Origin of the sequence: Coleofasciculus sp. (assembly GCF_046565525.1) — a bacterium.
Lineage (GTDB): Bacteria > Cyanobacteriota > Cyanobacteriia > Cyanobacteriales > Coleofasciculaceae > Coleofasciculus.
In genome coordinates, this window is record NZ_JBKHUP010000001.1 from 120,341 (window position 1) to 146,794 (window position 26,454).

Below are 26,454 nucleotides of genomic sequence, written 5' to 3' on the forward strand. Positions count from 1 at the left end.
CTTAAAAAACCACAATATCGGCAAAACTGATATTGGCTTGGTTGGACAAAGTTGCTAGCAATCTTTGGTCACTACCGCCAGCGCCATCGATATCAAAGAAGAGATTACCTGTACTTTGGTCATAGATAAAGCGATCCTCGCTATCTAACGCTGTGGTTCCGAGGACAAACTGTTCTGCGCTAAGAACACCTTTTACTAGATCACCACCCAGCTTTTCCCCCTTGACCTGAATTTCGTCATCCGCCACAGAGAAGTCAGTAATCGTGTCTACTCCATCCGTTGTTCGGAAAAAACGGAATCTATCAGAACCTTCACCTCCGGTAAGCGTGTCATTGCCGAACCCACCAATAAGTAAGTCATTTCCTAAACCACCATTGAGAATATCATCACTAAACCCCCCATTCAGGTTATCATTGCCAGCATCGCCGTTGAGGATGTCCTCACCACCAGCGCCATGAAGCACGTCCCGCTTATCGCCCCCATTTAGGATGTCTTTACCATCTGCTCCCTTGAGGATGTCCCTGCCATTAAAGCCGTTGATGATATCATCACCAGCCGTACCGTTAAGATTATCATCACCAGCCGTACCGTTTATTGTGTTATCTTCTAGAGTCGGTATGAATTCCAGATAATTAAGATTAAAATCTCCATTGATGATATCCAGTTGTAACTGTTGAGAACCAGCCGAAAGATTCAGACCTTCGGCAACTACATTTTGCCAGGACTGCCAGTCGCCTGTTTTGTCAAACTCAAGGGTCGTGGTTTGCCCATCAACTGTGACATTGAAACGGTGAATGCCATGCTTGCCACTGGCGACACGAGCCACTAAATTGTATAGACCGGACTTTGGTACAGTGAAGTTGTAGGTTAGCCATTCTCCAGCGTCAGTCCAGCCAATGTTGTAACCTCCACCTACATCAGATGTGGTTTCAATATCCACTTGATCATTGCGATAAGCACCGCCAAAATTCTTTTTCGTGGTGTCATAATAACTGATACCCTGACCACCAGATGCGTAGTCTTCAGCTTCGATACGGATAGAAGTGTTGCTGAGCGGGTTAATTGTCAGGTTGACCGTGGCGGTATCTGTACTCTGGAGATCATCAACCTGATACACAAATTGATCAGTACCTGTGAAATCTACAGCCGGAGTATAGGTGATAAAATCGTCGCTCAAATCATCAGGGGTATCGTTGTCATCAACTACGGCAGTACCGTTGCTTGGAGGGGTAACGATACTCAGCGACAGTACATCTGCCTCAGCATCGCTATCGTTACTCAACACATCGATATTGACAGGTGTATTTTCATTAGTGGTTACATCGTCATCTATGGCGATTGGAGCCGTATTTGCCCCGCTGTTATCTGCTTCTAAAACTGTAATTAATTGATTCGCCGCAATATTTTCCAGTTGTTGAACAATCCCACTGGGCCAGTGAATTTCTAATAAATCCACTTGGGTATTCTCAGCGAGTCCAAAATGGATACGCTGGTGATTTTGCGCCCACTTATGAATTCCTCCAGATTGTTCACGCAGTTGGGTCACGCCTCCACTGGTCACGAATATTCGTGCCCCTATTCCGTCTCGGTTTGAGACTGTGCCTTCCAGGTCAATTTGAAGCCAGTTATTGCCATTACCTTGGTTGCGGAAAAGCTGGTGGGGACCTTTATCACTGAACAATGGTGTGCCTTCCACAAAACCATTAGTGACGAATAAGTCAAGAAAACCATCGAGATCATAGTCAGCCGCCGTTACTGAGTCACCCAACCCCAACGCCGAACCAGCGGCTCCCCCGGCATTTGACACCGGAATAAATGTGCCATCCCCTTGATTCTCAAGCAGGATATTTTCCCGGTTTAAAGCTGACCCGGTGGCAACAATATAGAGGTCTACATCCATATCGTTGTCAAAATCGCCAGCCGTTACGCTGTTGCCAGCACTATTAATGTTATTGATACCAGCTTCGCTACTGACATCCACTAATCCTTGATCTGTATTGATCAAAAGTCGATCCGATGGGAAAGAAGGATTGGGATTAAAACCAATAGCTGTCAATTCCGAAATCGGCTGAGTCGCTTCAACAAGAATAGCTTCTCGATTGATTGAGTTAAATATTTGCCAACGCTGTAAGCTGGCATCATAGCCAATGTAAACTCCTTGAGCAACACCAGGAGTATGAGGATAAATACCGACTACATTTGGATCATCTGGAGATAAAGTAAATTCACTAAAGTTGTCAACGGGAGTAGGATTAAAGCCATTAGAGCCGATGAAAATTTTATCAGCGGACGCTAAGGCAAATTTAAAAGTAACCTCTCCAGTGGTGTTGAATTGGACACCTTTCTCGTCGCCATTTGATCGAAAAAATACGCTAATATCGTTAGGTGTCACTTGACCCAACTCTGCTTGCGCCCCTCTACCTGTCAAATATAGATCTGGCAGCAGATCACCATTTAAGTCAGCCGAAACGACATCACTACCTGAGAGTAAATGTGTACTTGATAAGAGACTTGACGTTATGTCTGTAAACGGTGTGGAAGTCGTATCGAAAATTGTTTTGTTTTGGGGCAATACGAGATCTAAATTCCCATCTCCTGAAAGATCGGATAAAATACCAAATTTTACAGTCTCTGATTCAAGTCCGGGGACAACAATCGAACCAACATTCTCAAAACCATTACTGGTTTGGCGAAAAACTGTCGTGGGGTCAAGACCATCCGATCTTTTGGTGGAGCCATGGAAAAGGTCAAGCAAACCATCGTTATCGAAATCAAACCAAATAGGACCTTGTGCCTTGGCGCTGGCGTAAGCTAGACCTAATTCTGGCGCCCGATCTCTGAGTACACCTCCCTCATTAACAAATAATAAATTCGGTTCAGTTGTCGGTGAACCAACAAGCTGTAATAAATCCTGGTCTCCATCATTATCAAAATCTACCCATGTTGCTCCATGATGATCAGAGCTTAGTCCTGAACCTGCTGTTAATTCTTCTAGCAAGAAGACGGTAGAGGTAGCATCAGTAAAAGTGCCATCTTTCTGGTTTAGATATAAAATCCCAGGATGATTAAAGTGATTATTAACCCAGATATCGGGAAATTTATCACCATTGAAATCTCCCCAAGCAGCACCGAGCGTTAAACCCTTATAAGAAAATCCTGCTGTGTCCGTAACTTCTTTAAACCTAATGTCATTATCACTATGACTGCTTTCTGTAAAAGTATTTATTGGTGCAGTAATACTATTTTTTTTGGACTCAGTATTACTACTAATTCTATCTATGAGTGACTGATTTAGTAACTGCTCCCCATCATCTATCGCTTGGCTTTGACGCGACTGCGTTTCATAGTTCCAATCATATGATTGGTTCATTAAGTAACATATTTCGCACATAACACTTTCCTATTTTTCGATAACTTCAGTTAATTGTCTTAGTAATTTTTCAGTGCAATATTACAGAATCACAAGTATGTATTACTGCTTTCTTTGAGCTACCAGAAATATTGTTCCTTTACCTTTTGGAAAAAAGGTCGATAAAATTGGTAAAGTAATTCTAGTTAATCCTGGGTTGTTTACTCTGTAATCAAAAGTGTAACTTTTTACCACGTCAAGACCAACAGTGACTAAAAGCCGACGAAGTCTATTAACACCATAATAACTAATGTGTCCCCAGTAATGCTTGTGGGCAAAGTATTCGCTATCATCACCCCAGTAGTTCAGGTCATCATCGCCAAGTAACAGTTTGATGCGGTTAACAATAGATGCCAGATTCGGTGTTGTTAAAATTACTATGCCATCTTCCTTGAGTCGGTCATGTATCGCAGATAGAGAACGCAAAAATGTGTTATGTTCCAGATGCTCCGCTATCTCAGTAAATATGACAACATCATAGAAACCGTCACCATACAGATGTTCTTCCTTGGCAAAATCAGAAAGTTGACAATTAATATTTAATTCATTAAGCATCTCTTTCATGACGGGGGACTGAAGAAAAGGATTATCAGGATTTTCAAACACAACCCATTCTACCTCTAAACGCTGCCGTAAAAAGCTACAAATTGAAAAATTTTGATGACCACTCTGAAGACCCGATGCATTAAGTATTTTTAATTTAGATATTCCACGAGCAGTCGCATAGTCAAGAATTTGCTTAGCTGTATGAGCATGCCTCTTTGCTGCTACTTTTGCATAATTTCGAGATGTTTTTTCGTCTCTACCTGCTATTTTTCGTGGTGAAATATAACATAAATCATAGAGTTCATTTTCTAATGCACTGAGGCTGATTGATGATCCATTCATTTGTAATTGTCCTTTTTCTTGATGATTGATTAGCCAGCTTAATTTAAATGTTGACAACCTGCAATGATTATTGCTTGACTTTTTTTTGAATTTATTTCAACCATTTATTCAAATCTATATGAAGCAATTTTTGAAGCATTAAAATATCTTGATAATAGATGTTGATTAAGTTTTTTCTTATCTCTGGATTTAGAAGTGGTTTAACACTAATATTCTGTTTTTTTATAATACGGTTAATCCTCTGACGTATCTGTTTATTAAAAAACGGTTTAAATGCAGACTTAAGAACGTTGTTTTTAGTGAATACAGCCTGCAGCAGTCTACTTTTAGGAACACCAGATACATTCTCTTTGATTAATTCTGGTGTAAAGTCATCATCGACACCCAGAAACTGATAAATATCCCTTACCACAGCACTTGTGTCAGCTACCAAATCATCATAAAGGTAAATCTTGATCTGATCTCGTTCAAACGCTGCAAAATATTGCTTAATCCAATCGGCATAAAATCCTCGCTGCTTATAATACCAAAGCGGCTGCCATTTCTCTCTGATTCTGCTTTCTTCTGCTTCCAGTCCCTCGGCAAAAGAAAGCGTCTCGTAACCATCCCGAACTAAATGCAGATAACTAGAAAAAGCTCGCTCGGCTGGATCGCGAAGAATAGCGATTAATTTAACCTTAGGAATGTAGTGCTTGATCCGTGCGATCGCCTTCTGACTGTGCAGGTACAATGTAGACGCCTCACCAATCGCTATCTCATTGGTAACACCCTGAAAAAGGCGGCAATAGTCCTCAATCTGAGTCACTGAACGACTATTTATTCCCTGTGCTGGACCTTGAAAATCAAGGGTCTCACCTTCTAAGGCAAAAAATCTCGGTTCCTTAATCGGACTCATGTAAATTTGAGGATGCTGCTTTAAGTAGGAATAAAGCGAACTGGTTCCAGCTTTAGCCGCACCGATAATTAGAAAATTAGGCATGACCATTTTTATTTTCTCCTTAAGCTTTTTCAATGATTAACAACTGATCAATGGGCGGATTTTTAATTTCCTGCAACTCACCCTCCGACCAAACTATCTTTATAGAATCTACTTGAGGACTTTCTCTTAACCCAAAGTACAACCGATAATGTCCCTGAGAAAAGTGCGACCCTTCCGCTTGACCAACGGCTTGAATTTGAACCCCGTCAGACGTAACCACTTCAACATGAGAACCAATGGCTTGGCGATTTTTAGGTGGTCCAATGAGTTGAACTTGCAGCCAATGATTTGTCGCACCGATATTGGAATACAGCTTTACTTGCCAGAATGAGGGTAAAGCGGATTGGGAAAATACTTTTTTGACAAACCGATTCAGGATAGAATCGTGATACCGTGTGGCTAAAAGTAAATCGCGATCGCCATCGTTATCGGCATCAAGCCAAGTGGCGCGGGACTCCAGTAATTCAGGGGATTTCACTTCTAGCATCTGAGTGGCTGTAAATTTGTGGTCTTGACCTTGGCGATATAACCCACCAGGTATTAGATGTAAATCGGTTAAACCGTCGTTATCGTAATCTACCCAGTTAGCCGTCAAAGCTTGAGTTGGGAGTCCGACTTGCTGGGGTTCAACCACTTCATAAGTCCCGCGATTATTGATTAATAAGGCATTGGCGTTGGGTGAGGCAAAAAATACATCTAAATCGCCATCTGCATCATAGTCAGCAACTGTCAATTTATTGCTATCCTCAAATCTCTCAATCACACTTCCGGGATTTGAACCAATTAACTGAGGTTTAAATTGTCCAGAATCATTGACATATAACCAAAACGCTTTTTCATCGACCCAAAATAAATCAATATCTCTATCTCTATCCGCATCTAACCAGGCAAAGATTCCCATGTTAGGAAAATCCAGATTAGTTTGGCTAGCCACGTTCACAAACTTACCATCAGAATCCTGACGGTAAAGCTGATTGGGAAACGTAGCCGTTCGACCAGCCGCTTGATAGCATACCGTGTAAATATCGAGACGATTATCTGCATTAAAATCCACCCAAGCCGTCTGTAAAGCTGGACAGCCATCCTTGACAATTCCTGATTGAGCAGTAATATCTTGAAAAGTTTGGTTACCCGGATCAACTAATAATTCGTCGCTGAACCTCTCCGGAATTTTATCCATTCTCCCCTTGAGACCCCCGCGCACAATAAAAACATCAACCATGCCTTCTGCATCATAGTCTGCCCAAGCCATACCGTGACGGTCTCTTAGATATAGGGAGAATTCGTGGGACTTGGGATTTACAAATTGATTGCCGACAAACACGCTATCTAGAGGAAGTTCATTATCTAGCTGGAACGTGATCGGCAGGCTAACGTTATGAGGTGTAAAGACGAGTTTACTGTCCTTGTTTTCACTTTCAAATTCCAAGGTTGACACAATGGCTCCGGAAGCAATTTTCTCTTCGGTGACATTGACATCAAATTGCTTGTTTTCTTTGATGTTTAGGGGAGAAGATAATTTAATAATTCCTTGAATTGAATTAGTATTTTTATTGTTTTTTATAATTAAGCTTCTGTCTTTCCAGTAAATATATATACCTGGTTTACTAATTTTAGGCTCAGTTCCCGAATATTCCAGACCAGGAAAATCGTAGTCTTGATCCAGTCGCAACGACGATATCCTATTTTTGGTAAATTCTCCATTGCCTTCACCCAGCAAGATTAACTGACCATGATTATGATTAGACGTGAAGATATCTAAATTTTGGTCAGAATTAACATCAACAACGCCTAAGTCAAATAATCTAAACTCATGGGTTCGTAAAGGACGGGAAGTAAACCAGGTTTTATTTTCTGTAGAAAGATTTAATTCTTCATTGGCAGGTTGCCCAACGATATAGTTAATGCCAATCACTAATATAGCCGTACAAATCACTAAAGCTAATGTACGAATAGTCAATAGTGGATATTTAGTCTTTAAACGCTTAATCATTATTAGATGCATTTTTTAGATTCAGCACAAAAAGTTATTCATGTTATCCAGTCAGAAATGTCTCGTTTAATCAGGTCTTGAAGCTTTAAAATATCTTCTTTGTATAGTTTCATCAAGTCTTGGCGCTCCTCTGGCGATAAAATAGGTTTAGCTCCCAAGTTTTGTTTGTCAAAACTTTCAGAAATATCTCGACGGAGCTGTTCCGGAAAAAGCGGTTTTAACGCCGACTTGATCGGGTTGTCTCGATTAAACAGAGAATACAACAGCCTACTTTTAGGAACGCCCGATATATTTTTTCGACTTAAGTCAGGGGTAAATGTATCATCTACACCCAGAAATCTAAAAATATCTTGGACAACAGCCGTTGAGTTTGCCGCCAGATCTTCATAAAGGTAGAGTTTGATCTGCGATCGCTCAAATATATCATAGTAGCGCTTGAGCTGATCATAATAGAATCCTTTTTGCTTATAGTAAAAAAGGGGTGCCCATTTCTGCTGTATCCGGATTGGCTCCTCTCTTAAAGCCTCGGCAAAGGAAAGGGTTTCATAGCCTTCTCGAACTAAGTGGGCAAAACTTGAGAAAGCCCGATCAACGGGATGACGCAGGATGGCGATGAGCTTTACATTGGGGAGGTAGTGCTTTATCTTTGTTGCTGCTTTAGGGCTGTAAAGATAGATCGGGGACGCTTCACCGATCGCAATCTCATCGGACACATCCTGAAACAGTTCGCTGTAGGCAGCAAAACTGGTTCTAGAGGTTCGATTTATTCCTTGATCCGGACCTTGAAAATCAAGAGTTTCCCCCTCTAAGGCAAAGAATTTGGGTTCTTTAACCGGACTCATATAAATTTGCGGGTGTTGTTGGAGATAGTAATAGAGAGAGCTAGTTCCCGCTTTAGCCGCACCGATAATCAAAAAATTAGGAAGTACCATAAAACACCTGATCTCCTATCTGACTTGCCCCAATTCGTGTTGTATTTGGTGATAATTCCAAAGCTTACCCCGCTTCTCCAACAACTCCTGATATCCTCCCTGTTCCACAATCTGCCCTTGCTCAAGCACCACGACTTTATCCGCCCGCATAATCGTCGATAACCGATGAGCGATCGCAATCACGGTTCGTCCCACTGAAAGTTGCTCTAATGACTCCTGAATCAGCCGCTCTGACACCGAGTCTAAGGCACTCGTGGCTTCATCCAGAATCAGAATATCTGGGTTACGCAGCAGAGCTCGCGCGATCGCAATCCGTTGTCGTTGTCCCCCTGATAACCTTACTCCGCGATCGCCTAAACGGGTGTCCAACCCTTCGGGCATTTCGTCGATAAACTCCAAGGCATTGGCTAAACGAGCCGCTTCCCGAATGGCAGTCTCATCGGCTGCTTCTGTGCCGTAAGCAATATTATTGCGAACTGATGTATTAAAAATAAACGTGTCTTGGCTAACAATCGCTAGCCGACGACGTAAAGAATTAATGTCAAATTCCCGCAAATCGATGCCATCCAACAAAACCTTTCCCTGTGTTGGATCATAGAATCGGGGAATTAGATCCGCTAAGGTGGTTTTACCCGCACCAGACGCCCCCACCAAAGCAGTAGTCTTTCCTCGTTCAATGGTTAGCGTAACGTTATGTAATACAAGATTATCCGCCTCATACCCAAAATCGACACCGACAAACTCAATCCCTCGTTGTAAGCCTTGAAACTGAACGGTTCCATCTTTAAAATAGGGTTTATTGTCACTCCTGAGTAACTCTTTGATATTATTCAGTGACCCTTGAAAATCACCAAGTTTTGCTCGAGTTCCATTGAACTGACGCACAATGGGCATTAGGCGAAACAAGACAAATAAGAACGTCAAAAATGAAGCGGGTTGTAGCTGATTATTGGGAATAAACGTCGTAACAGCAAACAGCAACATCCCAATAATAATTGTAATGGACATCCCCTCGGAAAGCGGCCCGACCAAATTACTCGCTTTCACGATTTTAGTCATCGTATTGACAATTTCTGAGCTAGCACCATAAAAACGCCTGCGTTCAAAATCCTGGGTAGCAAAGGCGTGAACCGTGCGAATTCCGCTGATAAATTCAACGGCTGTGGCGACAAACATTCCATTGGCTTTTGACCGTTCAAAGCTGGCTTCTCGTACCCGAGCAATCAATGTTGATACTCCAACGGAAAGCAGCGTAAACAACATCAAGGAAATGATCGTCAGTTGCCAGGATATCAACACCATTGAGATGATATAAGCGACTAGGGTTGAACCCCGAGTAAACAGAAAAGCCATCACCTCAAAAGACTGTTTAATTTGCTCAATCTCAGTCGTTAAACTATTGAGCAGTTCACCCGAACGAGTCTTAGAAAAATATCTCAGACTCAATCCTTGAAGCTGTTCAAACATTTGCTTTCGCAGCCCATCAATGAGATTAATCTGAGCAATCTTACTATAAACCAGTCCTAAGTAGGTCAACCCACATCGCAGCCAAGTAACCAGTAAAATCAGAGCAGAGACCCGATAGAGTCGTTCCCTAGCGGGTGCATTGACAGCTAATACCCAAACATCAAGCCACTCAATTCCCGTTTTAACTGGCTCAGCCTCTGGGCTGGTAAAACTTTGCAAGAAGGAAAGGATAAACCCAACTCCGAATCCTTCAAAAATTGCCGCCAGTAATGTAAACACCACAGCCAGAACAGCAATTCGGCGAAAGTTTTTAAACTCCCGAAATATAAAAGCATTATCCTGCCAAAATTTTGTGGTTTTCAGGAAATTGCGGATTGGGTTAGGAACCTTTAGGGGCATGGGTATTTGATGAACAGCAGGGTTAGACTAGAGTTAGGTTGGGAGCCGCTCGATGCTAGCAAAAACATTCAAGACGACAACAGACGCAGGGTCAAGTTTTTTACGGGTGAATAGTTGCAGCCCGCCTCATCTAGTAAGCGCCAAAACCTGAGAGTACCTTGGGAACTGTTTTCAACAGCAGCATCAGATCCTGCCGCACTGACCAACGACGGAGATAGTCGAGATCCCAATGATTAACTGTTTCTAAATCCAGCAGAGTTGACCTAGCTTCTACCTGCCAACTTCCCGTGATTCCAGGTCGTGCATTCAACCGTCGCCTTCCTTCAGGGCTCAGCCGTACAGCATCATACAAAGCCCAGGGGCGGGGTCCAACTAAGCTGAGTTCACCCCGTACCACATTAACTAATTGGGTTAATTCATCCAAGCTATACTTTCGCATCCAACGCCCTAGAGGGGTCACACGGGGGTCATCTTCGCGCTTGTGTAATCCTGGCATATCACCCATCACTTGATGGTGCTGCTTCTCCGCATCCACCACCATGGTGCGAAACTTGAGAATCCGGAAAAACCTGCCTCGTTTCCCAATCCGCCATTGCTTGAAGAAAATCGGTCCTGGCGAGGACATGCGAACCAAAAATGCTAATAGCAGCAGGATGGGACTCAACACAAGTAATAAAAAAGAAGCAGCAAGTACATCAAGGATACGCTTGAGAAACCAATTTAGGGGACGGCGCTTTCTCGGTAATTCCCGAAGCGAAGGAATTCGCAGAAAGACGGGCTTCCCCGCTTGCTCACAAGCATCCGCCCAACGCTTGAGTTGAGTCTCTCCTAGTTCGTAATCTAAGGAAACGAGTTTGACTGGGGAACGTTTTAAACATTCAGTTAACCGTTGCTCATTCTCAAGTGTACTCAGACAAGGTTGGTTGGCTACATCTGTGCGCCTGACCAGCAATTTATCCTGTCGCCACTTCAGCATACACGAGTGTGGACAACGTTCTGTCTTTTGCTGGTGAGTAAAAGTTGAAGTCTTAAATACAACTTGGGAGTTGATCATGAGTATTTATGAGTAGATGACCCTCTTGGCACTTGCCGACAGAAAAATGTTTTTATTTCGCTCGTATAATAATCTTAATTGAATAAAAACATTTTTGCTTCAGTGTATTGTAAAGATTCGATGAAGCCTCGATGAAAATTCAATGAAGAACATCTGGAATTATAGCCCGTCTCAATGATTCATGAAAACAGATGATACGGAAAACCTTGCCCAGCAAGACTTGCTATTTCAAAACTATTTAACTCATTGAAACGCACTATAGTAACCCTTAGATGCGGGCGAATTAATAAAAGGAATCGGTGTCCTATGTCCGATAGTCCAGCCACTACCCAATAAGCAATAATACCTAGTTAAGCTCTAGTAATTGACTTTTACTCTGCTGAGCATAAGCAACATAACGATTGGTATAACTACTAGCACCATTTGCCACCACACCGATCGCGTTTAAGGGACTGAGCAGATTGGTTGCCTCCATCAATTCTGATTGTGTCACCCGATCTAAGCGGGCAACTAATACCACACCCCGACAAAAGGAAGCCGCTTGCATGGCATCGACAATGCCCAGAACTGGCGGAGTATCAAGTAAAACCAAGTCATAACGCTGTTCAAAGGTTGCCATTAATTGCTTCATTCGTCGAGAACCGAGTAACTTAACCGGATCGGGTGGCGTTGGTCCAGCCGTTAACACCTCAATCTCGACACCGAATAGGGAAAGCTGTTGCGGCTCGAACTCTAGGGTTTGATCAGCAAGTAGGGTTGCCAGTCCTTGATCATTAGACAAGTGAAGCTGTTGGTGCAGTGTTGGACGGCGCAAATCCGCATCAACTAAGAGTACCCGCTGGTGTAAGCGAGCGGCACTAAATGCTAAACCCAATACAAACGTGGACTTCCCCTCACCAGGTAGGGCGGAGGTGACAACCAAAGACTTGAGTATGGCATCAGCATTTAGAAATTGGATATGTTTATAGATCAGATCTAACGATTCCCGCAAGGGCAAAGATTGCAGCATGGGGAGCGTTTCCGGTTCAGGAGTGGGTGACTTACTGAAGGGAAAGTGTATCAGCCGTCCATTGGTACTCAAGCGCGGCAATTGGGGTAAGATACCCAATAAAGGCAGTGCCACCTTTTGCTTCAACTGATCTGAGGTATGCACGGCATCATCTAGCGCTTCCCGTCCAAAAGCAGCCATTCCACCCAAGAAAAACCCAACCACCACAGCCAGCATCAAATCCTGCTTCGTGTTAGGTCCCATTTTCTTGCCCAACTGGGGAGCTTCCACCACTTGCCATTTAAATCCCCCCCTAGCGATTTCAATGCTTAACTCCTGTCGGGCTTCGACGAGTTTTTGCAGGGTATTGCGTTCAACTTGCACTTCGGGTTGCAGGCGTTCGTACTCCGCTATCAGTTGGGGAAAGCGACTGAGTTGCCCTTGGAGTTGCTGCTGAGTTTGTGCCAAACTCTGATCCCTTGCTTCTAGGGCTTCCAGAGATGTTTTGGCTTCCACAAGCTGGCGCGAAAGATTCAAGTCTGTATCTCCCAACTGTCCAGCTTTCTCTAAGCTTTCTGTTGTTTCTACTCGCACTTCTCCTAATACCCGATTGGCTTCTGCTTGCAACAGTTCCTGCTGGCGCTGACGCTGTTGCAGCAGGTTCTGTACACTGGGTTCGGCATCGGTAAATCTCACCCGTTGCTCTGCTAAGGCGAGTTCTGTCTTTTGCAGTTCATCCAGCAGGGTTTGGTAACGGGATGACTCACTTAAGCGGGAAGCGGTGAGTGCCTTTTGGGGAGAACGTGCCAGTTGTTGTTGTAGTTCCTGATAACGCGCCCTTGTTTCTTGTGACTGAGCGTTAATTGCCTCTCGCTCTTGCTTAATCATGTTCAGCCTTTGTGTTACCGTTGTGGCTTGCTGCTGCGGGTCAATCAGGTTCTGGGTTTGGCGAAATTGTTCTAGGGCTTGCTCGGCTTGGCTGACGCTCTGTCGTGCGGTGGGTAACTGGTTATTGATAAACGCTAAACCTTCGGCGATGCGTTGTTGCTGCTGCTGGAGGCTGAACTCCTGATAAACCTTTTGAATCGCTTCTAAGACGTTTTGGGTTTTAACTGGATCATTGCTGGTATAATCCACTTGCACAATCTTGGTCTCTGTTTTCCCCTCCTGCTTCCGGGTAACCGTCAACGATTCCTTAAGCGCTTCCACCTCAAGGTTTGGGTATCGGGAGTGGAGTAAATCCACGGCTTGTTGCAAAAGTTGAGTACTCCGCATCAGGTTTAACTGGGTGGCATAGTCTACTTCTAGATTCGAGTCCTTAACCTGATCTTCAAAAGCCGGTTGTCTATTTTGATTATTTTCTTTAAAATAAGGCTCAACCAATAGCTGCATGGAACTCCGGTAGGTAAGCGTTTTGGTCAGCGACAGAGGAATCGCGATCGCCAAAACCCCACAAAATACACCGAAAAACCAAAAACGCCGACGTAGTAGGATGGCAAACAGTTGCCCGTAACCAAAATCGGTATCTGCTCCCTGGGTACTATTTGATGTCACTGTCACGATTGCTCAACTGGAATGGATAAATGAGAGAGAATGATCCGGTCTAAATCCACCTAAAATGCGGCAAGGGGGCGGACGCTATAACCGCCTCGGTTATATCCAGCGCAGCGAGTACCGCCAAGGGTTTAGCGTCTGGAGAATTGCCGCCAATATTAAAATTGAGCTCTTCTCGAATCATTGTTTTCAGGATTGATATTCATAACCGTCAGCCTTATGAATGGTTTTCAGGTATTTGGGATGCACGTCGAACCCAAGTTTCAATGTTGGCAATTCGACTCTCAAGAGACGGTGGTAGCCATCCGGATTTACGGGTTCTGTTCAAGAAGCGAGGTTGGCGGTAACGGGTTTTCCGGTTGCGACGACCTCTTCTTAAAGACCTACGAGCTAAGAGGGAATCTTTAATTTGTAGACCTCGGTGTGAGATTTCTAAAGTGCTTGTTACACGCCCTGTACAGGATTGAACAACGGCAATTCCAGTAGTTTTGCTTCCTGGGTCAATTTTGATTCGGTGCGGATGTACTGTGGATTCCTCAACCGTTGTGTCTTGCACAATAATAGTAAATGGATAGCGCCTGAAGACTTTAGCTCTCCCTTTGTTCAGAAGTTCTCTTGCCCGTGCTGGGTGGCAGGGGTCAAGAGGATTGAGATTTTTATCTAGAACAAATACTCGCATTACTTTGAGTCACTCATTACTGGTAAAGTTTGCCTCGACGGTGTTAAGACTCGGTACTTTCTAGCAAGCACTGCCTTTTCCGAATGAGCTGTTTAACTTGCTAGTTGTAGAGCAAAGAACTGGCACGCATTCTTTGGTACGAACGTTAACTCTTAGTCTTAACGGCTGCTAGCAAGAGCTAGCCGTCTGGTCAACAGGCTCCTTAAAGCCCACACCATACCCCCTAGGGTTGGTGTGCGGTAGTTGACACACCTGCTCCATCAGTTGTGTCACTTTGCCAAAAAATACAGCTTCTGAGAACTTACTCAGAGCATAATGACGAATCTGGGCATAATCCCATGTTAGTTGATTGAATTCAATTAAGGCGGCATGGATGGCTTCTGGGGTTTGTTTGTTGAAAAATACGCCCGTTTTGCCGGGGATTTGGGTATCGAGTACTCCTCCTGCACCATAAGCAATCACCGGGGTGCCACTGGTGTTGGCTTCAATGGGGACTAATCCATAGTCTTCTAAGGCGGCAATAATCACCCCCCGCGCTTTCGACAGATATTGCTTACGCTCTTTGTCACTCACATAGCCAAGAAATTTAATGTTTCCCAAAGCTTTTGCTTCAAGACGTTCTCTTTCGGGTCCTTCCCCTGCAATCAGTAAAGTCCACCCTAGCCAATTAAAGGCTTCCACGATAATATCGATGCGTTTGTAGCTGATCATGCGGGACGAAACATAGAAATAATCCTCCTTGCGATCGTCAAAGATAAACTTGCTGGTGTTAATTGGATAGTGAATTACTTGTGCGGGTTTCCCATAGATGGTTTGAATGCGCTCAGCCACCGTTGTTGAATTGGCAACATATAGATCAGGTTCCTGAGCGTAGGTTATATCTAACGTTCTGAGCCGATTAAAGATTTTTTTAATCATAGGGTAATAGAGTCGATAATCTTTGTATTCCCGCAGGTAGGTTTGGGTGTCCCAGAGAAATCGGGTAACGTTATGACAAAAACAAATATGGGTAGCGTCAGGATGTTTCCGCACGCCCTTGGCAAAGCTGCTGGTGCTGCTAATGATTAAATCATAATCTTGCAGGTCTAATGCCCGAAACGCTGGATAGTAGAAGGGAGCCAAGAGTCGGAAGTACTTGGTTGCGCCGGGAATGTTTTGCAGTTGCGTGGTGTTTACCAAGCGATCGCCTAACTCAATGGTTTGCTGCGGATCGTATAGTGATGTAAATATGTCTGCTTCTGGGAAGTAGTTACAAAGCAGTTCAAATACCCGCTCTGCCCCTCCTCGTTGGGTCAGATAATCATGCACTAATGCAATTTTCATAAAAACTCTTCCGTTGCGGGAAACTCCGTGTCTTCAGACCGGAGAGGAACGCGCGGTAGCGGTTTAAGAAGCATACCCCCTTTCGGGGTGGAGGGGTATGGTTGCCCCTCCTATTGTCTCCCATTTCTGGGGTAAGGTTAGCCTCGCCAATGTTATCGGTCGGTAACTATCCAAAAAGCACTGTTTCAGTGACCTTAAAACTGTTTAACTTTTCGGTTCTAGAGCAGTAGACGGGCTATCGCATCTACTGGTAGGTCTTTAACTCTTGCCGATAACGTAGTGCGCGTGACACTTAGGCTGGTAAGCATAACCTCAGCTAATTAGCTGAAGCTCCGTGTCTTTAGACCGGGGTTGCTTACGTCTTATAATTCTTCGCACCCTGCATTCAACTATCTCTGTTTACAATTGAATGAAGATACCTAAAGGACGTTGAGACTAGACACCTTATTAATATTATCCTCCTAAAAAATAAATTTGTCAATACAAACCATTAAATAAACTTATAGTCCCCTTTTGGGAAAAGAAGGGGTTAATGGAAACGGTTAGTCAAGCTTTTCAGTCCCATTGGTGTTCACGAACATTTAAATTGACTATGTGATCATGCCAAAGTAGAGTTGACTCAATTGAGCCAAAGAAACATCGTTTTCCGGTTGGGGATTACGTAAGAACGGATGAATCGGGAGTCGCGGTACTCGACGATTGGTTTTGGGTGACGATAAAATCTGCTCAATTTGGTTTAAATAGCCTTGAGCCGTACTCTCCCAAGTATAGTGATTTAATACCAGTTGCTGAGTACGTTGAGAAAAACTCTGCCATTCGGGTTGATTACAGATTAACCGCTCCAATCCTCGCGCCATATCCGCCGGATCATCGGGGTCAATAAAAACGCCATAGTCTTGATTGTCTGTATGCAAGCTTTCCGTAATTCCCCCATTCTGGGTAACGACGACCGGTAATCCAGCAGCGGCGGCTTCTAAGGGGGCTAAACCAAAGGGTTCAAACAGAGAGGGTAGGGCAAATACCGAGCGGCGCTGGGCTAAAAAGCGATAGGTTGCGGCTAGGGCGGGTTGATCGGGGACGCAAAAGGCGCTAATTTTGCCCCATAAGTTATGGTCATTGACAACTTGGCGGATTGGTGATATTACTTTTTGTTCTGTTTGTTCATCCTTCACCTTCTCGTGTAGGGGATTATCTAACCCAGCCGTAATTAGCACCACATTGGCTCGTTCTTGCAAGGTTGGACTGTAAGCAAAAGCTTGGACAAGTCCCAAGAGGTTCTTTTTGGGATCTAATCGACTTGATGCCAAAATCACAGGGAAATCGCGCCGCGACTCAGCAAGATCCCGCGCTAATTTATCTTTAACTAACTGGTATGTAGCATCTTCCTTGGGGGAGCGAACCTCAGCACTAAACATAGCGGGGTCTACTCCCGGTGGAATCACCGCAAAGCGAGCATCATTATGGACATCAACGGCGTCCCGATAAGCCGGATGACTATATTGGTTGAAGCGTTCCTGGCGAGTGTTGGTAATGTTGAGTGCCGAGTGATTCATGCTGAGGCGTTCGACCACTAGGCGGCGTCCAAAGAAGTAATACTCGTTCATTTGTGCCAAATTTTCTGGCGTCACGTTTAATTTGTCCATCTTCTGGGCGCCAAGGGAATGGGCGGTAAATGTGAAGGGTACGCCTGTTTGGTCTTCAATTAATAAACCCGCGAGTCCCCCATCCGCATAGTGGGCGGTCATGATGTCCGGAATTTCCCCCTGTTCTTGATAAAATTTCAGAATATTGGGTACCCAATCTCGAACCAGATGAGTCCAGAGTAACTCTTTGCGTAAAAATTCCTTGGGTCCGGCGGGTAAGCGGACAATCCGGACATTTTCTACACCGGAATAAGCATCAAAGGGTTCTGCAAACCCCTCCCACTCTGGATCGATGATTTGACGGGTGAGAATATCAACCCTGTGTCCCTGCGCCGCGATCGCGAGGGCGACTTGCTTGACGTAAACCAGTTGACCACCAAAATCGGGATGTTCTGTAATATACCTATCATCTGGGTCAAAGTTGCCCTGGGGGTTAAGAAAGCCGATGTACATTGTCTGAATGATGAATAGTGAATGATGGACGCAACGGATGAGTTGACATCAGACAAATGAGGTCTGAATGATGAAAGATAGACGAAATGGATGAGTTGACATCAGACAAAATTCCGCTCAGAACGACTATCGATAACTATAGGACAACGATTATTAAAGTACATTATAAGGTCTAGATAGTATGCAATCCGGACAAATCCGACTCAACAAGGTAACGCAAGAATGGGTGATTTATGCACCTACTCGGCGTAAGCGTCCCCAGGATTTTCAGCAAAAGAGTCGCCAAAAACCATCTTTAGGTATTAAACCCCAAGATTGTCCCTTTTGTCCCGGCAATGAACATAAATCTGAGTCGATTGTTCTGGAGATGCCAAGCCGACACCACAAAGGCTGGCAAACACGGGTCGTACTGAATAAGTTTCCGGCATTAACTCCCAGTGAAGATAGAGCTCGATCTCAGAAAGGGATTTATTTAATGATACCTGGTTATGGTCAACATGAAGTGATTATTGAAAGTCCTGATCACTATCAAGATATTGCCACAATGTCAATTGAGGACGTAGAAACTGTGATTGAGACCTATCACAAGCGCTACGTCTCACTCATGCAAGTCCATAAAAACATGATGGCAATTATTTTTCGCAATCATGGGATGAAAGCGGGTGCATCGTTGAGTCATCCTCATTCTCAAATGATTGTCACAGGTATGGTTCCTCAAAACATCCGTTGGCGAGAACAAGAAGCCCAGCGATACTATGATCAATGGCAACGGTGTGTTTACTGCGATATTTTAGAGTTTGAACGGTATCACGGCAGACGAGTGATTGCCGAAAATGAATCGTTTCTGGCTTTTGTGCCTTTTGCCGCCGATGTACCTTTTGAAATTTGGATTATGCCAAAAGAACATGAGGCAGATTTTGGTAGTATCTCCGCTATAGAAAAAGCACATTTTGCTTTAATTCTCCAAAATGTCCTGACTCGCTTATACAAAAAACTAAATGACCCTGATTATAATTATGTTATTAATACCGCTGCCCGTTATAAAGCCGAAGAACCCCAGGTTCACTGGTATTGCCAAATTAGCCCTCGGCTAACTACCCCAGCCGGATTTGAACTCGGTTCTGGAATTAGTATCAATCCTTCTTTACCCGAAATTGATGCCGATTTTCTAAATTCTTAAGTTTATTTGTCTTATGTCTTATGTCATACTCGCTCCCGAAAAGAAGCAAGCTACGTCATTCGTCATCCGCGATCGCACTAGGGAGCATTTCAGGGACAGTACACAGTACAACATTATGTCCAGGTACTTAGTTTTACAAATTCTCAGACTCTTTCTCGCGCAGTTCTCGAACGGCTTCCAGACTTAATCCCGTTGTTACCGCGATCGCTTCGTCATCCAGTAGGGTGAGTAGCTTTTTAGCAATAGCTCGTTGTTCTTCTTTTTTGCCTTCTTGACGACCTTCTTGACGACCTTCTTGACGACCTTCTTGACGACCTTCTTGACGACCTTCTTGACGACCCAGAGCAACCGCTCCTTGCTGATCATAAATAAACATTTCTCGACGCTCCAAATCTTCTAGTTCTTCGAGGGTTAGGTTGGCTTGATTGGCAATTTCAAAGGCTCGGTGGAGTTCCGGAATATTGTCCATATTTGTGGGAACTTCATCGAGCGATCGCGCTGATTTGATAAAGTAAATCCATTTATCAGTAATCGTTTCTAGTTCTTCAATTTCTTTGGTAAATTTGGGTAATTCAACAAAAATCAGTTCAATATCGTTTTCGGGATAAACATAGCCATCGGATACTTCTCGATAAACGAAGCGGGAGGTAAACTGATGGCGACCAGGGAACATCTCAAAATCAGTCAAGGTTAGAGCAATGACTGGTTTAAGCATTCGGTAGCCTTCTCCTTTTTGCAGTTGAAAGCCATAGGTTTTGGCGGCGTTGAACAAGACTCTCTTCCCAAAGGATTGCACATTCAGCACTTGCATTTCAATGATCACCAGTGTGCCGTTTTTCAGTTGAGCTTTGACATCAAGGTAAGTATCTTTTAATCCCTCAACTTTCGGTAGTAAGTTGGGATTGATGATTTCTAAATCTTCAATGGTAGAGTTGCCGTTATAAATCAAGGCATTGAGAAAACTAATTAAAATGTCTTTGCTTTCAGCGGAACCAAATATTTTCTTGAAGGCGTAATCAGTTTTGGGATTGATAAATCTCATCGTTTTGCTCAAAACATGAGGTTTGAACTATTGATTATACACTAAAAACTTATCTAATCCTTCACAAGTAGGTCGGTAGCAATAAGTTTACCTATATTAAGTTTTGTAAATAGATCTCAAACCCTTACATAAACGCAGCTAGATTCTCAAGGGCAGCGATTTACTCACCGTTAACTGTAATATGTCCCCACCTACTTATTGGCTTGTTCAAAGCTGGCTAGGGCTTCGTCTTCTCGTCCTAAATTTCTTAACGCTAAACCCCGATTATTCCAGGCTTCTGGATAGTCTGGTTTTAATTCTAATGCCTGATCAAAGGAAAGAATGGCTTCGTCTTCTCGTCCTAAATTCCGTAAGGCTAACCCGCGATTGTTCCAGGCTTGGGCATAATCAGATTTTAATTCAATCGCTTGTTCAAAACAAACCATGGCTTCTTCATACCGCCTTAAATTATCCAAGGCTAAGCCGCGATTATTCCAGGTTTCTGGGTTATCTGGCTGATTGTCTAAGGCGTAGCTGAAACTGATTAATGCCTCTTCGTAACGTCCTAACTGGATTAGGGTAACTCCGTGATGATTCCAGGTTTGGGGATCATCAGATTGTAGGGCTAAGGCTTTATCATAACTGTCTAAGGCGTCTTGGTAGCGTCCGACGCTTTCTAGGGCAATCCCTCGATTTGCCCAGGCTTCAGCAAAATTTGGTTGAATGGCTAAGGCTTGATCATAACTCACGATCGCAGCTTCCCAGCGCCCTTCATTTAATAATAGATTGCCTCGATTTACCCAGGCGGGGTACAGTTTCGGTTGGAGTTCTAGGGCGTTATCAAAGGTGGTAATGGCAGCCTCTGGGCGGTCTAAATGCATTAGGATTAATCCTTTATTATACCACGCCTGGAAATAGTTCGGCTTGAGGGTAATTGCCCGATCAAAACTGTTAATCGCTTCCTCTAAGCGTTCCAACTGACACAAAACCGTTCCCCGATGTTTCCAAGCCTCCGGGCGATCAGGGTACGATTCAACCACGCGATCCAAACAGGCGATCGCCTCTTGGGGACGTTCTAACTGCATTAAGGCAGTACCTTGAATATACCAAGCATCTACATAGTCGGGTTGAATTGTCGTCGCTTGCTGACAACTGGCGATCGCGTCTGCTAAATGCCCTAATTGAAATAACATAGAACCCCGATAAAACCAGGCTTGGGCATAGTCGGGTTTCAAGGTTGTCGCTTTATCCAAACAGGCGATCGCAGCGTTGGGTTGTTCTCCCTGCATCAGCGCCATTCCCTGCATGTACCACGCCTCAGCATAATCAGGATTGAAATAGGTAGCATTCTGGCAACTCGAAACCGCTTCCCGATACCGTCCCAAATTATATAACGCACTGCCCCGATTGCCCCAGGCGGCGTAATCATCGGGTTTAAGCTGCAAAGCTTGATCATAAGACGCGATCGCATCCTCTAAACGTCCTAAGCTAAACAGGGCATTACCGCGATGAAACCAGGCTTCTGGGTAATTGGGTCGTAATTCAGTTGCCTTTTCGCAGTTTGTCAAGGCTTCGGCATAGCGAGTTAAATGAAACAGAACCAATCCCCGATTGTTCCAGGCTTCTGGGGCATTTGGTTGTAATGTAACCGCTTTCGCATAACTCGCTAAAGCGTCTTCTAAACGTTCTAGTCGATAAAACGTATTCCCTTGCTGAAACCACACCTCGTAATCATTGGGCTGTAGCGAAACCGCTTGTTGCCAACTGTCTAACGCCTCAGTATAACGGTTTAAATTAAACAGTACCCAACCTTTATTTTTCCAAGCGTCCAGATGATGAGGATTTAAAGTGGTGGATCGGTTAAAGCTAGCCAAAGCCTCCTCTTTCCGTCCCTCATTCATCAACACCAACCCTTGCATATACCAAGCTTGCACGTAATCCGGTTGACAGCTAGTCGCTTGTTTACAACTAGCTAAAGCCTCCTCATACTGTCCCAAGTTATACAGCGTACTTGCCCGATTTCCCCAAGCCACTGCCAAATCAGGATTAAATTGCGTCGCTTGATTATAGCTCACTAAAGCGTCCTCTAGACGTCCTAATTTAAACAGGATATTTCCTTTATTAAACCAGGCTTCTGAGTAATTTGGTTTCAACGTAATCGCCTTCTCATAGTGCGTCAACGCCGCGTCAAACCATCCCAAATGAAACAAAGTATTTCCCCAATGGAACCACACCTCCGGTATCTGGGAGTGTAATTGGGCAGCCTGATCAAAACTCGCGATCGATTCCCCGTAGCGCCCAATTTTAAAGTATTCAATTCCCTGCTGCAACCACTGATTAGCTAAATAGTCATTTGTCATTTGTCATTTGTCATTTGTCATTTGTCGAAAACTGCTTGTACTCTGTCGGGGCGGGTTTAGGGATATCAGGGTGAAAACCTTGCCGTTAGCGGTAAAACTCGCCCCTGCTTCCCCTGCTTCCCCTGCTTCCCCTGCTTCTTCTGCTTCCCCTACTTCCCCTACTTCTTCTGCTTCCCCTACTTCCCATCATCTCATTTTCCAGACACGCCAACTTCTAACGGCGATCGCGAAACAGAAAGATAAAAGCAATCACCACAGCTATCACCCCTGTGCTAATACTTCCCCAAAATACAGTCGTAAAAAAGAAGGGTGTATCTTTAGCTGGGGGCAGTTGTTCGACCAAAACCGTCGCGGCAATACTGCTGACAATCAATCCGATGCCAATTAAAGCGACTGTCGTATTTAACGTGCGATTACTCTTTGTTTGTTCAATACCACTTACGCTACCAATCGTCCGAATCAAATTTTCCATCAATGGCAATCCTGGACGGAATGTCGCGCCATCTGTGGCAACTTGTTGCAGATATTTTTCATTGGCTACTTCACTAAAGTGGTTCAAAAATTTTAAATAGCTGCTTGTTTCTCGTTCTAGCTTTTGAATCCGCTTTTGATAATTTTCTAAATTCCTCTGAATCGTTGTCATATAATACTCTAGGTCATTTAAATTCATGGCATAATCCGATAATGTGGGTAAGGTCTGAATTAAGGTTGATTGAAGTTCTTTTAAATTCAAGCCTTGGGCAGGAATCGGATTTGGCAAGGTACGGACACTGGCAACTAAACTTCTAATCCTATATGACTGAAGTTTTAACTCTTGGGTACGGCAGCGACTTTGCCAGTATGCCCAAATAATTTTATGGCGATAGCTAAATAAGCGGATTAAATCTAAGTGAATATCATACATATTTTGCCGAATTTCTGTAACTTTTTTCCCAGCCGGAAACATACAGATTATCAAATGATAGTTTTCTTGACTAAAAGACGTCCAGTCTTGCTGCCAATTATCGGGAGAATGCCAATATTCAAATACCCTTGCTCCCAACAATCGTCCTTGTTCTCTAAATTCAGGAATCCATTTAGGATTGGGGGTGAGTTGTTCATAACAGTCTTTAGCCAATTGCTTGGGATCTTGATTACTATCAGCAATTTGTACAGACACTAGCCAAGTTTGACCAATTGTGCCTTGCTTAGTAGGGAGCAGTTCCCAAGTATTAAACTGATGATTAATGTGAGAAGCAATAATTTTCTTGAGTTTGCTTAAGGTTTCAATTCGTTGGGTTGCATCATTAGGTTGTTTGGTTTCAGCATCTTTATAGTCCCCTGAACAATTGACTTGCAGGGCGTAAATATCCCCAAGTTGTAGCACCCGATAGTATCCATCTAAGGGAGATTCAAATGCCTTAACCAAGAGTTGAACATAATCAGCTTCTGGATTTTCTAGGGCGGCTAATTTGCTGAGTTGGTCATTGTCTAAGCTGGGATCGATTTTTTGCCAAAACTGTTGGCGGTGTTGATTGAATTCAGGTAGAGATTGACCGAAACTATCGCGCAGATCATACAAGAATAGATCGACGGTAGGGTAGATTAGCTGAGTCGGTTTGTTCATCATTGATGACACGGGGAACAGGGGTGGGGGAGATGGGGGAGATGGGGGAGATGGGGGAGATGGGGTAGGAAGTTAACTCAAAATTCACGCGCCAGGTTTCCTTGAGCCTAGGGTTGGGTTTCCCCATCCCCAGAGGTTGCGGTCTAAAGATAGCAGATTTTTCTCCACAGCCCCTTTAGCCCCACAGCCCCACAGCCCCTTTAGCCCCACAGTTCCCCCGCCCCTGGAGCTAATTCTATGAAGTCGGCAACAGTTTTTACCAAATGTAACGGATTGCAAAGTATAATGAAATCCAGATTACACCGACAAGCACCTAACTAAAGAGTATTACTATCAGATGCGAGTTGCGATCGCTGGAGCGGGTTTAGCTGGACTTTCCTGTGCCAAATATCTCACGGATGCAGGTCACACCCCTATTGTTCTAGAACGTCGGGACGTTCTCGGCGGAAAAGTTGCCGCTTGGCAAGACGAAGATGGGGACTGGTACGAAACCGGATTACATATATTCTTCGGTGCCTATCCCAATATGCTACGGCTGTTTAAGGAGCTAGATATTGAGGAGCGGCTACAGTGGAAAGACCATACCATGATTTTCAATCAGCCAGAGAAACCGGGCACCTACTCTAGGTTTGATTTCCCGGATTTACCGGCGCCGATTAACGGAATTATTGCGATTCTACGGAATAACGATATGCTGACCTGGTCGGAGAAGATCCGGTTTGGCTTGGGTTTGATTCCAGCCATTATCAATGGTCAGAAGTATGTTGAACAGATGGACAACTATTCCTTCTCCGAGTGGTTAGAGCGCCAAAACGTACCGCCACGGGTAGAAAAGGAAGTCTTTATCGCCATGGCGAAAGCCCTTAATTTTATCAACCCTGATGAAATTTCGGCAACCGTGGTATTGACGGCACTGAATCGCTTTCTCCAGGAAAAGAATGGGTCAAAAATGGCATTCCTGGATGGTTCCCCAACGGAGCGCCTCTGTAAACCCCTGGTAGACTATATTACGGCAAGGGGTGGAGACGTGCGATTAAAGGCTCCGGTGAAGGAATTTTTACTCAATCCGGATCAGACGGTACAGGGATTTTTAATTCGGGGTGAAAATGGGGACGAAGTGCTGACGGCGGATGCCTATGTCTCGGCAATGCCTGTAGATCCCTTAAAGTTAATCATGCCTCAATCCTGGCGAAAGATGGAATTTTTCAATAAGCTAGAGGGGTTAGAAGGGGTTCCGGTGATTAACCTACATCTGTGGTTTGACCGGAAATTAACAGATATTGACCATCTCCTGTTTTCGCGATCGCCGCTTTTGTCAGTTTATGCTGACATGAGCAATACCTGTCGGGAATATGCCAACCCTGACCGTTCTATGCTGGAATTAGTCCTCGCCCCTGCTAAAGATTGGATTGGTAAATCCGATCAGGATATTGTTGAGGCGACGTTGGCAGAACTTAAGAAACTCTTCCCCAAGCATTTTGACAATGATACCCCTGCCCAGTTGCTCAAGTATCACATCGTCAAAACCCCACGTTCAGTTTACAAAGCTATTCCGGGACGACAAGCCCATCGCCCCTCCCAAGAAACGCCCATCGCCAATTTTTATCTGACTGGCGATTACACCATGCAACGTTACCTTGCCAGTATGGAGGGTGCCGTACTTTCTGGTAAGCTGACATCGCAGGTGATTGTCAGGCGTCATGAGTCAGGAGAGTTAAGTCAAAGGGTGTTTAAGCAGGTGGACAGTAAAGAGGTTCATGAACCCTGCCCTACTTCGTGAGGACGGGGATTGCCAGAGGGAACCTGGGAGGAAGTCATGAATAGGGCATGAGTTAGTAGGGGCAACACTTCCGAACACTTCCCTAGTTCGGGTTTAAATGTAGGTCTAGGAATCTCGCTTACGCTGGGTGATGCCAGGACACACCCCTACTAATGCCTTAAGGGACGTAAACATTGCACGAGTGGATTATCTCCTATGAATCGTGTTCCAGTAGTTAGCAAAGAAGGAAAACCACTGATGCCTACCAAAGCGTCTAGGGCTAGACGGTGGGTAAAAGAAGGCAAAGCTGTCGGGAAATGGTCAGACCTCGGTGTCTACTACGTTCAGCTCACCGCACCATCGGCAGAGGCAGTGCAACCGATTGCTGTTGGGGTAGACCCCGGTAAATCCTATTCCGGAGTTGGCGTTCAAGATGGAGTTAATTCGGAGATCTAATGGTTTATGCGTGGCTTAAAAATTGGTAGTGTTCGGGGCATCGAACCCCTCACTCCACCCGCTATCCCTCCCCGCCCTACTTCGTGGAGGACGGGGATACCCACGATTTCGTTGTCGGGGCGGGTTGAGAGGAAACTTGCTCATCCTAACTCCACGATCTGTCTTTACACAAAAGCGAAGGTGAAAGCCCTCGTGATTCATCCGAGGGATGAAACCGAGCAGTCCTTAAATAGCCGAGGATTTATGTACAGACGTGCCATGGCACATCTGGAACATGACGTTTGACTTTTATGACTCAATCCAGGATCGAC

The 26,454-nt window shown here is 44.3% G+C and carries 17 protein-coding genes and 2 pseudogenes; 4 read left to right on the forward strand and 15 right to left on the reverse strand.

Annotation, left to right across the window (positions count from 1 at the left end):
• Position 1: 1 nt before the first annotated feature.
• The 12 genes and pseudogenes from ACLGGO_RS00545 to ACLGGO_RS00600 all read right to left on the reverse strand — a co-directional run bounded on the left by ACLGGO_RS00545 (position 2) and on the right by ACLGGO_RS00600 (position 17,761).
• Positions 2–3,370 (reverse strand): FG-GAP-like repeat-containing protein, encoded by a 3,369-nt coding sequence (locus tag ACLGGO_RS00545; protein ID WP_446417877.1) that lies wholly within the window; start codon positions 3,368–3,370, stop codon positions 2–4.
• Between the two features lie 102 nt (positions 3,371–3,472).
• The gene (locus ACLGGO_RS00550) at positions 3,473–4,297 is read right to left on the reverse strand and encodes a class I SAM-dependent methyltransferase (protein ID WP_446417878.1); all 825 of its coding nucleotides are present in this window, start codon (positions 4,295–4,297) and stop codon (positions 3,473–3,475) included.
• A 91-nt stretch (positions 4,298–4,388) separates the two neighbouring features.
• A complete protein-coding gene (locus ACLGGO_RS00555) occupies positions 4,389–5,276 on the reverse strand; it encodes a sulfotransferase family protein (RefSeq protein WP_446417879.1) in 888 nt (295 codons plus the stop codon).
• Between the two features lie 19 nt (positions 5,277–5,295).
• On the reverse strand, positions 5,296–7,269 hold the full coding sequence (locus ACLGGO_RS00560) for a CRTAC1 family protein (RefSeq protein ID WP_446417880.1): 1,974 nt from the start codon (positions 7,267–7,269) through the stop codon (positions 5,296–5,298).
• A gap of 38 nt (positions 7,270–7,307) precedes the next feature.
• Positions 7,308–8,201, reverse strand: coding sequence for a sulfotransferase family protein (locus tag ACLGGO_RS00565; protein WP_446417881.1), 894 nt, complete (start codon positions 8,199–8,201; stop codon positions 7,308–7,310).
• A gap of 15 nt (positions 8,202–8,216) precedes the next feature.
• Positions 8,217–10,067: a heterocyst formation ABC transporter subunit HepA gene (gene hepA / locus ACLGGO_RS00570; RefSeq protein WP_446339476.1), complete on the reverse strand. Its 1,851-nt coding sequence runs from the start codon at positions 10,065–10,067 to the stop codon at positions 8,217–8,219.
• Positions 10,068–10,197: 130 nt separating this feature from the next.
• A complete protein-coding gene (gene hepC, locus ACLGGO_RS00575) occupies positions 10,198–11,043 on the reverse strand; it encodes a heterocyst development glycosyltransferase HepC (RefSeq protein WP_446417882.1) in 846 nt (281 codons plus the stop codon).
• A gap of 424 nt (positions 11,044–11,467) precedes the next feature.
• On the reverse strand, positions 11,468–13,669 hold the full coding sequence (locus tag ACLGGO_RS00580; RefSeq protein ID WP_446417883.1) for a GumC family protein: 2,202 nt from the start codon (positions 13,667–13,669) through the stop codon (positions 11,468–11,470).
• 43 nt (positions 13,670–13,712) lie between these two features.
• Positions 13,713–13,847: a hypothetical protein gene (locus ACLGGO_RS00585; RefSeq protein WP_446417884.1), complete on the reverse strand. Its 135-nt coding sequence runs from the start codon at positions 13,845–13,847 to the stop codon at positions 13,713–13,715.
• Between the two features lie 51 nt (positions 13,848–13,898).
• Positions 13,899–14,342, reverse strand: a pseudogene (gene iscB, locus ACLGGO_RS00590) (RNA-guided endonuclease IscB); the annotation flags it as partial.
• A gap of 168 nt (positions 14,343–14,510) precedes the next feature.
• Positions 14,511–15,665, reverse strand: coding sequence for a glycosyltransferase (locus ACLGGO_RS00595; RefSeq protein ID WP_446417885.1), 1,155 nt, complete (start codon positions 15,663–15,665; stop codon positions 14,511–14,513).
• A gap of 590 nt (positions 15,666–16,255) precedes the next feature.
• Entirely contained in the window at positions 16,256–17,761 is a 1,506-nt protein-coding gene (locus ACLGGO_RS00600; RefSeq protein ID WP_446417886.1) for a glycosyltransferase, read from the reverse strand.
• Positions 17,762–17,942: 181 nt separating this feature from the next.
• On the opposite strand from ACLGGO_RS00600, the gene galT reads away from it, so the two are divergent.
• Complete coding sequence (gene galT / locus ACLGGO_RS00605; protein WP_446417887.1) at positions 17,943–18,941, forward strand: galactose-1-phosphate uridylyltransferase; 999 nt, start codon at positions 17,943–17,945, stop codon at positions 18,939–18,941.
• Positions 18,942–19,074: 133 nt separating this feature from the next.
• Here galT and ACLGGO_RS00610 read toward each other — a convergent pair whose 3' ends face one another.
• The 3 genes from ACLGGO_RS00610 to ACLGGO_RS00620 form a co-directional block, all read right to left on the reverse strand.
• Positions 19,075–19,983: an Rpn family recombination-promoting nuclease/putative transposase gene (locus ACLGGO_RS00610; RefSeq protein ID WP_446417888.1), complete on the reverse strand. Its 909-nt coding sequence runs from the start codon at positions 19,981–19,983 to the stop codon at positions 19,075–19,077.
• 191 nt (positions 19,984–20,174) lie between these two features.
• Positions 20,175–22,322: a tetratricopeptide repeat protein gene (locus ACLGGO_RS00615; RefSeq protein WP_446417889.1), complete on the reverse strand. Its 2,148-nt coding sequence runs from the start codon at positions 22,320–22,322 to the stop codon at positions 20,175–20,177.
• A gap of 214 nt (positions 22,323–22,536) precedes the next feature.
• Entirely contained in the window at positions 22,537–23,931 is a 1,395-nt protein-coding gene (locus ACLGGO_RS00620) for a DUF308 domain-containing protein (RefSeq protein ID WP_446338523.1), read from the reverse strand.
• A 334-nt stretch (positions 23,932–24,265) separates the two neighbouring features.
• Here ACLGGO_RS00620 and pds point away from each other — a divergent pair, with 334 nt between their 5' ends.
• The 3 genes and pseudogenes from pds (at position 24,266) to ACLGGO_RS00635 (ending at position 26,428) form a co-directional block, all read left to right on the forward strand.
• Positions 24,266–25,708: a 15-cis-phytoene desaturase gene (gene pds, locus ACLGGO_RS00625; protein ID WP_446338524.1), complete on the forward strand. Its 1,443-nt coding sequence runs from the start codon at positions 24,266–24,268 to the stop codon at positions 25,706–25,708.
• Positions 25,709–25,903: 195 nt separating this feature from the next.
• Positions 25,904–26,128: pseudogene (locus tag ACLGGO_RS00630) on the forward strand (RRXRR domain-containing protein); the annotation flags it as partial.
• Positions 26,129–26,149: 21 nt separating this feature from the next.
• Positions 26,150–26,428, forward strand: a complete 279-nt coding sequence (locus ACLGGO_RS00635; RefSeq protein ID WP_446338526.1) for a hypothetical protein — start codon at positions 26,150–26,152, stop codon at positions 26,426–26,428.
• The last annotated feature ends 26 nt before the right edge of the window (positions 26,429–26,454 follow it).